The 11,618-nt window shown below is 65.0% G+C and carries 10 protein-coding genes; 3 read left to right on the forward strand and 7 right to left on the reverse strand.

Annotated features, from left to right (window positions below; all coding sequences use genetic code 11):
* Window positions 1–3 precede the first annotated feature (3 nt).
* From SC1_RS05795 to SC1_RS05820, 6 genes are all read right to left on the reverse strand, one after another.
* Window positions 4–819, reverse strand: a complete 816-nt coding sequence (locus SC1_RS05795) for a carbohydrate ABC transporter permease (RefSeq protein ID WP_062178794.1) — start codon at window positions 817–819, stop codon at window positions 4–6.
* A complete protein-coding gene (locus SC1_RS05800; RefSeq protein WP_062178797.1) occupies window positions 816–1,712 on the reverse strand; it encodes a carbohydrate ABC transporter permease in 897 nt (298 codons plus the stop codon). The genes SC1_RS05795 and SC1_RS05800 overlap by 4 nt, the downstream gene beginning before the upstream one ends.
* A complete protein-coding gene (locus SC1_RS05805) occupies window positions 1,709–2,956 on the reverse strand; it encodes an extracellular solute-binding protein (RefSeq protein WP_238586586.1) in 1,248 nt (415 codons plus the stop codon). Before SC1_RS05805 ends, SC1_RS05800 begins: the two co-directional genes overlap by 4 nt.
* A gap of 37 nt (window positions 2,957–2,993) precedes the next feature.
* Window positions 2,994–4,013: a LacI family DNA-binding transcriptional regulator gene (locus SC1_RS05810; RefSeq protein WP_062178803.1), complete on the reverse strand. Its 1,020-nt coding sequence runs from the start codon at window positions 4,011–4,013 to the stop codon at window positions 2,994–2,996.
* Window positions 4,014–4,130: 117 nt separating this feature from the next.
* Window positions 4,131–5,213 (reverse strand): ABC transporter ATP-binding protein, encoded by a 1,083-nt coding sequence (locus tag SC1_RS05815; RefSeq protein WP_062178806.1) that lies wholly within the window; start codon window positions 5,211–5,213, stop codon window positions 4,131–4,133.
* Between the two features lie 22 nt (window positions 5,214–5,235).
* Entirely contained in the window at window positions 5,236–6,600 is a 1,365-nt protein-coding gene (locus SC1_RS05820) for an MFS transporter (RefSeq protein ID WP_238586587.1), read from the reverse strand.
* 259 nt (window positions 6,601–6,859) lie between these two features.
* Here SC1_RS05820 and guaB point away from each other — a divergent pair, with 259 nt between their 5' ends.
* From guaB to SC1_RS05835, 3 genes are all read left to right on the forward strand, one after another.
* Complete coding sequence (gene guaB / locus SC1_RS05825) at window positions 6,860–8,317, forward strand: IMP dehydrogenase (protein ID WP_062178809.1); 1,458 nt, start codon at window positions 6,860–6,862, stop codon at window positions 8,315–8,317.
* A gap of 111 nt (window positions 8,318–8,428) precedes the next feature.
* Window positions 8,429–9,619 carry an RsmB/NOP family class I SAM-dependent RNA methyltransferase gene (locus tag SC1_RS05830; RefSeq protein ID WP_062178812.1) on the forward strand — a complete coding sequence of 397 codons (1,191 nt, stop codon included), beginning with the start codon at window positions 8,429–8,431 and terminating at the stop codon, window positions 9,617–9,619.
* 11 nt (window positions 9,620–9,630) lie between these two features.
* Complete coding sequence (locus SC1_RS05835) at window positions 9,631–10,182, forward strand: tetratricopeptide repeat protein (RefSeq protein ID WP_238586588.1); 552 nt, start codon at window positions 9,631–9,633, stop codon at window positions 10,180–10,182.
* A gap of 609 nt (window positions 10,183–10,791) precedes the next feature.
* Here SC1_RS05835 and rsmA read toward each other — a convergent pair.
* Complete coding sequence (gene rsmA, locus SC1_RS05840) at window positions 10,792–11,607, reverse strand: 16S rRNA (adenine(1518)-N(6)/adenine(1519)-N(6))-dimethyltransferase RsmA (protein ID WP_062183656.1); 816 nt, start codon at window positions 11,605–11,607, stop codon at window positions 10,792–10,794.
* Window positions 11,608–11,618 lie beyond the last annotated feature (11 nt).

Here is an 11,618-nt window from a genome sequence, read left to right on the forward strand (position 1 = left end):
GGTTCATCCCTTGACGCTCCCCGCCAGAAGCCCGCTCAGGTAAAAGCGTTGGAGCGCGAGGAAAAGGATGAGAACGGGGAGGGTGGTGACGACGGCGCCGGCCATCATCAACTCATTGTCCTGCACATGTTCGCGGCTCATCGCGGCGAGCGCGACGGGCAGCGTGTAGAGGTCCTGATCGGCGAAAATGATCAGCGGCCACATGAAATCGTTCCAGCTGCCGAGGAAGACGAACAGCGCAAGCGTGACGATGATGGGGGTCAGGATCGGCAGAACGACGTGGCGCAATATCTGCCCCTCGCTCGCGCCGTCGATGCGCGCCGCCTCAAGCATCTCGTCGGGGATCGACAGGCAATATTGTCGGACGAGGAAGATGCCGAAAATGCCTGCGAGCCAGGGCACGAGAGCGCCCGCATAGCTGTTGACCAGTCCCAGCGCCTTCAGTTCGAGGAACAGCGGCAGCATTCCGATCTGCCCCGGAACGACCAGCGCCGCGACGAGCAGGCCGAAGGTCGCGTCGCGTCCCCGGAAGCGCAGCTTGGCAAAGGCATAGCCCGCTGGAATCGTAAAAAGGAGCGCGAGCGCGGTTGCGAGTGTCGAGACGAGCAGGCTGTTGGCGAGGAACTTTCCGATGCCGAAGGTGCCGAACAACATGCGGTAATTGTCGAGGCTGGGATCGCTGGGTAGCAACGGCGGCGGAAATTGCGACGCCTCGCCCCGCGCCATGAAACTGACCGAGACCATCCACAACAGCGGCATGATCGTCAGCAGCGCGACGAGCGCGGCCAGCAGGGTGACGGGCCAGCGGCGCAGGCTCATATCGCGCCGCTCCGCCGCGCCAGTCGCAGCTGCACCAGCGTGACGGCAAGGATGCAGAGGAACAGCAGAAAGGCGACAGCCGCGCCCGACCCGAGGTTCCACCATTTGAAACCCTCCTCATACATGAAATAGAGGATGGTGACGGTCGACTGCGCGGGGCCGCCCTGCGTCATCACATAGGGTTCGGCGAACAGCTGGAACATCGCCGCCACGGTCAGGACCGAGACGAGCAGCACCGTCGGCGCGATGGCGGGCAAGGTTACATGGCGCAGCCGCGTGAGCCAGCTCGCGCCGTCGATCCGTGCGGCCTCATCGAGTTCGCGCGGCACCGTCTGCAAAGCCGCGAGGAAGATGATCATATTATAGCCGAAGGTCTTCCAGCCGACGAATATCAGGATCGCGGGCAGCGACGCGTGCGGGCTGCCGAGCCAGTCGATCGGCGCCATCCCAAAGAGCGAGAGGAGATAATTGACGAGCCCGTAACGCGTATCGAGCAGATAGCGCCATACCACGGCGGTCGCGACAAGCGTCGTCACATAGGGCGCGAACAGCGCGACGCGCCAGACGGGGCGCCACGCCAGCCAGCGCGAGTTGACCAGCATGGCCGCGAACAGCGACAGCATGACGATGAAGGGCGTGCCGACCGCGACGAACAGCAACGTATTCGTCATCGCTTTCCAGAACAGAGGGTTGTCGACCAGTCTTTCGTAATTTTCGAATCCGACGAAGCGCAGATTACCGATATCGGCGAGCGCATAGATATCGAAATCGGTGAAGCTCAGAAACAGGGATGCGGCGGCCGGGAGGGCGAAAAATACCGTTATGGCGACTAGCGCGGGCGCGCTCATCGCCCAGCCGGCACGCGCTTCGCCGGGGCGCCACGCCGCGCTCATAGCGCCTTCCCCTTGCCGAGCATCCAGCGCCGCTTTTCGAGCAATCGGTCGGCACGCCGGTCGATCTCGGCTGCTGCGGCGTCGATGCTATATTGCCCGCGCACCATGCGTTCGGCGACGACCTGCATCTCGGTAACGATGCGTTCCCACTCAGGCACCTTCGGCAACGCCGTCGCGCGATCGAGCTGCGTCGCGAAGGGCGCAACGAGCGGATTTGTGGCCAGACCCGCTTCGCGCCATACCGACCGCCGTGCGGGCAGGCTGCCGGTCAGTTCGTGGAACCGCAATTGCGCAGCGGGAGCGAGGAGGCGCGTCAGCACGCCCCACGCCGCATCGCTGTCCGCTGTCCCGGCAAAGACCACAAGGCTCGATCCGCCCGGCGCGGCCGATCCAATACCGTCGGGCCCCGGGTTGGGCGCTGTGGCCCATCGCGCGCGCATCGCTGGTGGCAGGCGATTGTTGAGGTCGCCGATCGTCCAGGGGCCTGACAGGAAGACGCTGAAATAGCCGCGTGCAAACTCGTTCCAGATGTTCGCGATCTGCGCCGACGATGCCCGAGGGGCGAGGCCTTCGTCGAACAGCGACTTATAGAAAGTCAGCGCTGCCTTGAATTCGGGGTCAGAAAATGCGCCGCGCGACCCCTCGTCACGCAGCATCCGCGCGCCCGCCGACAGAGCGAGCGTCGTCAACTGCTCATATTCGTTGAGCGGATAAAGCAGGGCATAATTACCGTCGGCCGCTTGCTGCTTGACCTTGTGTAGCGCCGCTTTCCACGCGTCCCAGCCCGTCGGTGGCGCGGCATAGCCCGCGCGCTCGAACAGATCCTTGCGGTAGAATTGCAGCCGCGTGTCGACGTACCAGGGCACCGCCCAGGTTTTGCCCGCGATCCGATTGGTGTCGACCACCGCGGCGAACTGGTCGCCGAGTAGCGCTTCGGCCGACGCAGGCACCGGCGCAATCGCGCCGATCGCGGCCATTTCGGCGATCCAGCTATTGCCGACCTGTCCGATTGCGGGCAGCGAGCCGCCGGCAAAGCCGGTAAGCAATTTCTCGTGCGCCGCGGTCCATGGCAGCGGCTGTACCTTGATCGGCGGCATGCTCGCGGGCAGCGCAAGGTCTTTCAGCAATGCAGGCAAGTTCGCGCCTTCATTGCCCATTGCCCAGATCGTCAATGCGTCGCCGTGCCGTGCTTCGCATGCGCCGAGCATCGGGAGCAGGGGCAGCGCCGCCAGGGCGCCCGTCATCTGGCGCCGCGTTAACTGCATCGGGCGCCCATAGGGGTCATGCGTGTGCGCCGCGCGCCGTAACCACGGTGCCGGTCGTGCCGCGCGCGATCAGCGCAGGGGTCAGGATCGTTGCGCTTGCCGCGCCGAGCGTCTCGCCGCGCAATATGCGCAGCAACATCATCATCGCGGTCGATCCCAACCGGTCGATATGGACCTGCATCGTCGACAGCGACGGATTGAGGTGTCGCGCGAGCGGGATATCGTCGAAGCCCGCGACCATGATGTCGCCCGGCACCGACTTGCCCGCTTCGGCGAGTCCTGCGATCAGACCGACAGCCATCTGGTCGTTTGCGGCGAACACCGCATCCGCGGGCAATTGCCCCTGTACAAGCAGCCCGGCGGCCTTCAGCCCGCTCTCTTCCGAAAAATCGCCGGGCAGGATCGCCGGATTTCGCACGCCGCCGATTTTCGCCATCGCGTCGACGAAGCCGCGCTGCCGGTCGCGCGCGTCGCGATTATGCTTCGGCCCCGCGATATGAACGACCTGCCGCGCCCCGCGCGCGAGCAGTGCCTCGGTCATCGCATAGGCGCCGCGATAATTGTCGACCGCGACGAAAGGCAGGTCGAGCGAGCCCGCATCATAGTTGAGCAGCACCGTCGGCAGCGCAGGGTCGAGATAATCGGACAGCAGTTCGGGCTTCAAGTCGGGCGGCATCACGAGCAATCCGTCGACGCGCCCGCGCATCGCCGCGATCGCGGCGGCGGTTTCGTGCGTGCTGCCGTGCATGTTGCCGAGGAGCAGGTGCATACCCGATTCATGCGCGACCAGATCGATGCCGCGGATGATTTCGGAGAAGAATTCGCCGAACAGGTCGGGCAGGATCACCCCCACCGTATCGGTCTTGCGCCGCGTCAGGCTGCGCGCGCCGCTGTGTGGGACGAAATTCAGCTTTTTGACTGCGGCCATTACCGCGGCTTTCGTCGGTGCGGTGACATTGCCGAGCCCGTTGATTGCCCGCGATGCCGTCGCCACCGAAACCCCCGCTTCGCGGGCGACGTCCCTCAATGTAGCCATATTGTCGGGCCCCTTTCCCTCATACCGCGTCGGGTCGCCGTTGCGACTCCGTGCTCGTCATCTTGCCGGGTGCGGAAACTCCGGTAGGGTAACCGGTTACACGGGCGAAATGCAAGGTCATTCCCCCGCTTTTCCCAACGCTTGGCCCTCGGTGTCGAATAGATGTAGATGCTGTGGCGCAAATGATGCGGCTATCAGGTCGCCCTCTTCGAGGCTGCCGTCGTCGCGCAACTGGCAAGCGATCGCTTCGTCGCCATCGCGTCCGCCCAGATGCAGTGTTGCAAGGCCTCCGAGCCGCTCGATAAAGCGGATCGTGAAGGGCAGCCCATCGGGGGCATCGCCGATCGCAATATCCTCGGGCCGGATGCCGATCGACAGCGGCGTTCCGGCCGCGAGCGGCTTTGCAAGGACGGGTAGGGCGATGGTGCGGCCGTCAGCGAGCGTCGCCCGGCCATTCTCCAACACCGTTGCGGCCAAGATGTTCATCCGCGGGGTACCCAGAAATTGCGCGACGAATATATTCGCGGGCCGCGCGTAAAGCTCGCGCGGCGTGCCGACCTGTTCGATGCGGCCGTCGCGCAGCACGATGATCCGGTCGGCGAGCGTCATTGCCTCGACCTGATCGTGCGTGACGTACAGCGTTGTCGTGCCGAGTTGGCGGTGCAGACTCGCAAATTCGTAGCGCATCCGTACCCGCAGATCGGCGTCGAGATTCGATAGCGGTTCGTCGAACAGGAATATCTGCGGCTGGCGCACGATCGCGCGCCCGATCGCGACGCGCTGCCGCTGCCCGCCCGACAGCGCTGCGGGCTTGCGCTCGAGAAGCGCTTCGATGTTCAATATGGCCGCGGCGCGGCGTACTGCGACGTCGATCGCGCTCTTGTCCGCCTTTGCGATGCGCAGCCCGAACGCCATATTCTCATAGACCGTCAGGTGCGGATAAAGCGCATAGGACTGGAACACCATCGCGATCCCGCGTTCGGACGGCGCAAGAGCCGTCACATCGCGGTCGCCAATGACGATGCTACCGCCTGTCAGCTCCTCAAGCCCTGCGACCGAGCGTAGCAGAGTCGATTTGCCGCACCCCGACGGCCCGACGATGACGGTGAATTCACCATCGGCGACGTCGATCGAAACGCCCTTCAGAACTTCGGTGGCGCCGAAGCTTTTGCGTGCATCACGGATCGACAGTCCGGCCATTGTCCCCTCGGTCCCGGCGCCCTCAGTGGACTGTCACGCCCGCGCCGGCCTGCCGCGCAGGGGCGCGCCCGGCCGCGATGGCAAAAACGCATAGCGCGACGTAGCAGGCGGCGGGCAGAACCAGCGCCGCAGCATAGCCGACCGCACCCGACAGCAGGCCGATGAAATAGGGGATCACCGCGCCGCCGACGATCGCGGTGCAGAGCAGCCCCGACGTCGCCTCGGCGCGCGCGGTCGAGCGTTCGAGCGTCAGGGTGAAGATCACCGGGAACATGATCGAGTTGAACAGGCCGATCGACAGCGCGACGAAGCCCGCATTCACCCCGCCGACGACCGCGACATAAAGACAGAGCAGAGCGGCGATGGCGGTAAAGGTCGCCAGCATCTTCGATGCGGAGAAGCGTGCGAGCAGCACCGAACCGATCGCGCGGCCGATCATCGCGCCGCCCCAATAGAGCGCCACCGCCTTGCCGGCCTCCTGCAACGAAACCCCTGGAACGCCGTCGCTGCCCATGATCCAGCCAAAGACGCCGAAGGCGGCGTCCGACTGGCCCCAGATCGCATCGCTGTTGAGGAACAGCGCCATCTGCGTTCCGATTGCGACTTCGGCGCCGACGTAAAGGAAGATCGCGAGCCCGCCGAGAAGCGCCCAGCGCGACGAAAAAGCCTCGCGGATCAGTTCGCCCATGCCGGCGCGTTCGCCGATCGGCGCGGGGGGCACCGCGTCGTTGACGATCCGCCGGCTGACCCAGAAGAACAGCAGCAGGGCGACGATCAGGCCGCAGATCCAGAAATACGCCGAATCGATCCCGCCCAGCGCCTGGGCCCGCACGGCTTCGGTGACCACCGTGCCTTCCTTGACCTCGACACCCTCCAGGAACAGGTGCGCGCCGATGAGCGGGCCGAGGAAGGTGCCGAAGCTGTTGAAGGTCTGGCTGAAGGTCAGGCGAAAATGGCTGCGCTTAGGATCGCCAAGCGCCGCTGCGAGCGGGTTGGCCGCGACCTGCAGGATGGTGATGCCGCTTGCGAGGATGAAGAGACCCGCCAGCACGAGCGGATAAACCGCAAGGTTCGCGGCCGCGAGCATGACGAGGCAGCCGACGACCATCGTCGATAGCGCCGTCAGGATCGACGGCACCGAATGGAAACGCGCGATCAGGGCTGCGGCGGGGAATGACATCAGGCCATAGGCGATGAAGAAGGCCGACGCCGACAGTTGTGCTTCGGCGTCGCTCAGCGTGAAGATGCCTTTTACCGCGGCGACGAGCGGATCGATCAGCGAGGTGATGAAGCCCCAGGCAAAGAAAAGTACGGTCACTGCCGCGAAGGCCGCCATGGCATTCGACCGGCCTCCGCTAAGGGTGGTCGCCTGGCTGGGCTCGTTCATCGGAATATCCTCTTCGCCGAAACTATGTTATGCGCAGCGGTCTAACGAGCGGCCGGAGGCAATGCAACCGGTTACATTGCACCGGGTGCGGCGTTGGTTTCCGGCGCGCCGAAGCGGTGCCCCAAGCTATACGAAATAATCGTTCGTCACCCACTGGCGCGCGCGGGCGCGACTGGTTACATGGGCCGCCACCAAACGAATCGCGCGTGTCGCCCCGCAATCCGGGGCAGGCGCCGCCCGCACCAGAAAGTGGCGACCCATGGAAATCATCACCGGCCTGACATTCGACGATGTGCTGCTGGTCCCCGGCGCGTCGGATATCCTGCCGTCGGATGCCAATCTGTCGACCCAGCTGACGAGCGAGATCAGCCTCAACATTCCGATCCTGTCGTCGGCGATGGACACGGTGACCGAGGCCGACATGGCGATCCTGATGGCGCAGATCGGCGGCATCGGCGTCCTTCATCGCAACCTGACCGTCGAGGAACAGGCGGCCGCGGTGCGGCAGGTGAAGCGCTTCGAAAGCGGCATGATCGTCAACCCGATCACGATCACGCCCGACGCGCCGCTCTCCTATGCGACGGCGCTGATGGCGCAGCACAAGATTTCGGGCATTCCGGTGGTCGAAACCGGCGGCAAGCTCGTCGGCATCCTCACCAACCGCGACGTGCGCTTCGCCGACAATCCCGGCCAGCCGGTGCGCGAACTGATGACCGCCGAAAATCTCGCGACGGTTCGCCCCGGCGTCCAGCAGGACGAGGCGCGCAAGCTGCTCCACCAGCGCCGCATCGAAAAGCTGCTCGTCGTCGACAACGATTATCGCTGCATCGGCCTGATCACCGTCAAGGATATGGAAAAGGCTGTCAATTTCCCCGACGCGACCAAGGATGGCAGCGGCCGCCTGCGCGTTGCCGCGGCCACGAACACCGGCGATTCAGGCGTCGAGCGCGCTGAGGCGTTGCTCGAGGCCGAATGCGACCTGATCGTCGTCGACACCGCGCATGGCCACAGCAAGGGCGTCGGCGCGACCGTCGAGCGGATCAAGAAATTGTCGAACCGCGTCCAGGTGCTCGCTGGCAATGTCGCCACGGGCGACGCGACGCGTGCGCTGATCGATGCGGGCGCCGACGGCGTCAAGGTCGGCATCGGCCCCGGTTCGATCTGCACGACGCGCATCGTCGCGGGTGTCGGCGTGCCGCAGCTTACCGCGATCCTCGACAGCGTCGAAGCGGCGTCGAAGCTTGGCGTTCCGGTGATCGCCGACGGCGGCCTCCGTACGTCAGGCGACGTGGCCAAGGCGCTGGCGGCTGGCGCGTCGAGCGTGATGGTCGGATCGATGCTCGCGGGCACCGCCGAGGCGCCGGGCGAAACCTTCCTCTATCAGGGCCGCACCTATAAAAGCTATCGCGGCATGGGCAGCGTCGGCGCGATGGCGCGCGGCTCGGCCGACCGCTATTTCCAGCAGGACATCAAGGACCAGATGAAGCTGGTTCCCGAAGGCATCGAGGGCCAGGTCCCGTTCAAGGGTCCCGCCAAGGACGTGATCCACCAGATGGTCGGCGGTGTGAAGGCGGCGATGGGCTATACCGGCAGCCGCACGCTCAACGATTTCCGCGAACGTGCGAAGTTTGTGCGCATCACCAATGCGGGCCTGCGTGAAAGCCATGTTCACGACGTCGCGATCACGCGCGAGGCGCCGAACTATCCGGCGGGGTAATCCGCCCTGTCGTCATTGCGAGCGCATCGAAAACAATCCAGAACGGATAGTCCGCACTGGACGGCGTCGTTGCTTCGCTCCTCGCATTGACGGGGAAGAAAGGTTGAACTTATGACCCCGGCTGCGCGCGTCCAGACTGCGATCGAAATCCTCGATGCCATCGCCACCTCCGCGCGCGACGGTGGAGCACCTGCCGACGCGATCTTTGCCGAGGCGATGCGCGCGCGCCGTTATGCTGGATCGAAGGATCGCCGCGCGATCCGCAACCATGTTTATGATGCGATCCGCGGCGTGCGTTCGGTGCCGGCTTCAGGCCGCGCCGCGATGCTTGCGCTTGCCGATGCCGACCCCGAACTCGCCGCATTGTTCAATGGCGCATCCTATGGCCCGGCAGTCATTTCGGCCGATGAACCGCGCGCCGAAACCGGGATCGCCACCACCGCACTGATGAAACTCTTTGACCCGCTGATCGGCAAGGCGGAGCGCGAGGCGATGCTGGCGCGCGCGCCGCTCGACTTGCGCGCCAATCGATTGCGCTCCAGCCGCGATGAACTCGCACTGATCTTTCCGGACGGCGAAGCGATCGCCGGCCTTGCGGACGGCTGGCGTCTGCCCGGCGAAACTGCGGCGGTCCAACATGCGTCCTATGCCGAGGGTCAGTTCGAGGTGCAGGACGCCGCGAGCCAATATGCCGCCGCCGCGCTCGAGGCCGAAGCCGGGCAGGTGATCATCGATCTTTGTGCCGGTGCCGGCGGCAAGACGCTCGCGATCGCTTCGGCGACGGCTGACGAAGCCGCGATCCTGGCCTGCGATACCAACCGCGCGCGGCTTCAGCAATTGCCGCCGCGCGCCGACCGCGCCGGGGCAACGACGATCGAAACGCTGCTGCTCAATCCAGCGCAGGAACGCGCGATGCTCGCCGACCGGATGGGCAAAGCCGATCGCGTCATCGTCGACGCTCCTTGCTCGGGCAGCGGCACCTGGCGGCGCAGCCCCGAACTGCGCTGGCGCTCGACCCCCGCTCGGCTTGACCGTCACGTCGCCGAACAGGCCAAGTTGATGGACATCGGCGCCGATCTTGTGGCGCCGGGCGGCAAACTTCTTTATGCTGTCTGCTCGATCATCACGCGCGAGGGGCGGGCACAGGTGGACGATTTTCTGAACCGGCATCCCGGCTGGACGGCCGATACCGATATCCTTCCGGACGGCATCGGCCGCGCTGCGGGTAGCGGATTTCTGCTGACTCCGGCGCGCGACGGATGCGACGGATTTTTTCTCGCACGGCTGACCGCGCCATGTTAGCATCGCCTGTAATGAAGCGATGGGAGAATGCGATGCGCGTCGGCTTTTTGGCTCTAACTGCGGGTGTGATCCTCGCCAGCCTGCCCACGGTATCCGATGCGCAACGCGCCGATAACGACATTTTGCCGCGCTCGATCGCACTTCAGCACGAAGGGCAAAAGGCGCAGGAAGCCGGCGAACTCGATCAGGCGATCGACCTTTATGAATCGGCGCTCGCGGCCGACCCGCGCAACCGCTCGGCGATCATTGCGCTGGCGCAGGTCGCCCGCGCTCAGGGCCTGCCGGGCAAGGCGATCGGCCTCTATCGCGAAGCGCTCGTGCTTGAGCCCAACGACATCGTCGCGCTGACGGGGCAGGGCGAAGCGCTTGCCGACAAGGGTGCGCTCGAACTCGCGCGCGAAAAGCTGGCCGAGGCGCAGCGCGTGTGCGGCGACAAATGCCCGCAGGTCGCGGCGCTCGAAAAGGCGATCGCATCGAGTGCATCGAAGCGCGTCGTCGCCGCCGAAGTGCTGGTGCCGAAGCCGGTGGTCGCCACGGTCGGGACGACCAGCAACAAAAATTGATCGTCGCTCCCGCTTATCCGGGTTGCAATCGAGAATGGCGGCCAACGACCGATTGCTGCCCTCCACATCCTCGTCACCCCGGACTTGATCCGGGGTCCCGCTTGAGGTCAAAGCCAGTAAGCGCGTCCAAAAAAGCGGGATCCCGGGTCAAACCCAGGATGACGAAAGACGGGTAACGACCAGGGGCTTATCCTATCTTTCTTCGTCATCCCGGACTTGATCCGGGATCCATAGCCGCACCATCGTCATGGACCCCGGATCAAGTCCGGGGTGACGAAGATGCGGGACGAACGACAACTCACCGTGCCAAAACCGACATCGCCTTAAAAAAGGTCTTTCCTACATTATCCGGCCGTGCCAGCCTTCATCCGGCTCTTTCATTCGGTGAACAAAAGCGGTCGCTGCCTGCTTGCGGGTGCGACTATGATCGGACGTGCCGCGCACATCCAGCACTCTGCGACTTGCAAATCGGGGCGCTCATAGGGCTGAACTTTCCTGAACTTTGGAATATTGCGCCGCCCTTGCGCCGTTCCCGGATCCACCCGGGCGATGTCCAAAGAGAGCAACGACAGCTCACCACCCCTAGTCTGACATTCGAGACGATGCGCGTCAGCTACCCAGTGCGCGCGCCAGTGCCACCCATTCGGCGACGCTGACCGTCTCAGCGCGCCGCGTCGGTTCGATCCCCAGCGCTTCGGCGGCCGACACTGCGCCCTCTACACCTTTCAGGCTCTGTCGGAGCATCTTGCGGCGCTGGCCAAATCCCTTTTCGGTCAGCCGCGACAGCAGCTTGGGGACGATGCCCTCCGGTTGCACGGCCGGCGTTACGTACACGATCGCCGACATGACCTTGGGCGGCGGGGTGAAGGCCGATCGATGCACCTTCATTGCGATCTTCGCGGTCGAACGCCACTGCGCGAGCACTGCAAGCCGACCATAGGCGTCGGTCCCGACCGGTGCGACGATGCGCTCGGCGACTTCGAGCTGGAACATCAGCGTCAGCGACAGCCAGCGCGGCGGCCACTCGGCAGGCTCCAGCCAGCGCGTGAACAGCGCGGTGCCGACATTATAGGGCAGGTTGGCGACGATATGATAAGGCGCGCCGCCGGTCAGCGCGTCGACATCGACCGCCATCGCATCGTCGGCGATAACCGTAAGCTGGCCCGGAAAGGCTTCACCGAGTTCGGCAAGCAACGGCAGGCAGCGGTCGTCGCGTTCGACCGCGATCACCTTCGCCCCCGCGCGCAGCAGCGCGCGCGTCAGCCCGCCGGGCCCCGGACCCACCTCGAACACCGTGGCGCCATCGAGGTCGCCGGGGATAGCCGCGATCCGGTCGAGCAATTGTTCGTCGAACAGGAAATTCTGCCCCAGCGCCTTGCTCGCCTGCAGCCCGTGCGTGCGTACGGTCTCGCGCAGCGGGGGCAGCGGCGTCTGCG

Origin of the sequence: Sphingopyxis sp. C-1, assembly GCF_001047015.1 — a bacterium.
Classification (GTDB): domain Bacteria; phylum Pseudomonadota; class Alphaproteobacteria; order Sphingomonadales; family Sphingomonadaceae; genus Sphingopyxis.

Bases quoted from the DNA above. Each gene is read 5' to 3' on its own strand.
- SC1_RS05795 (WP_062178794.1), bottom strand. From the start codon at position 819: ATGAGCCTGCGCCGCTGGCCCGTCACCCTGCTGGCCGCGCTCGTCGCG.
- SC1_RS05800 (WP_062178797.1), bottom strand. From the start codon at position 1,712: ATGAGCGCGGCGTGGCGCCCCGGCGAAGCGCGTGCCGGCTGGGCGATG.
- SC1_RS05805 (WP_238586586.1), bottom strand. From the start codon at position 2,956: ATGACGGGCGCCCTGGCGGCGCTGCCCCTGCTCCCGATGCTCGGCGCA.
- SC1_RS05810 (WP_062178803.1), bottom strand. From the start codon at position 4,013: ATGGCTACATTGAGGGACGTCGCCCGCGAAGCGGGGGTTTCGGTGGCG.
- SC1_RS05815 (WP_062178806.1), bottom strand. From the start codon at position 5,213: ATGGCCGGACTGTCGATCCGTGATGCACGCAAAAGCTTCGGCGCCACC.
- SC1_RS05820 (WP_238586587.1), bottom strand. From the start codon at position 6,600: ATGAACGAGCCCAGCCAGGCGACCACCCTTAGCGGAGGCCGGTCGAAT.
- guaB (WP_062178809.1), top strand. From the start codon at position 6,860: ATGGAAATCATCACCGGCCTGACATTCGACGATGTGCTGCTGGTCCCC.
- SC1_RS05830 (WP_062178812.1), top strand. From the start codon at position 8,429: ATGACCCCGGCTGCGCGCGTCCAGACTGCGATCGAAATCCTCGATGCC.
- SC1_RS05835 (WP_238586588.1), top strand. From the start codon at position 9,631: ATGAAGCGATGGGAGAATGCGATGCGCGTCGGCTTTTTGGCTCTAACT.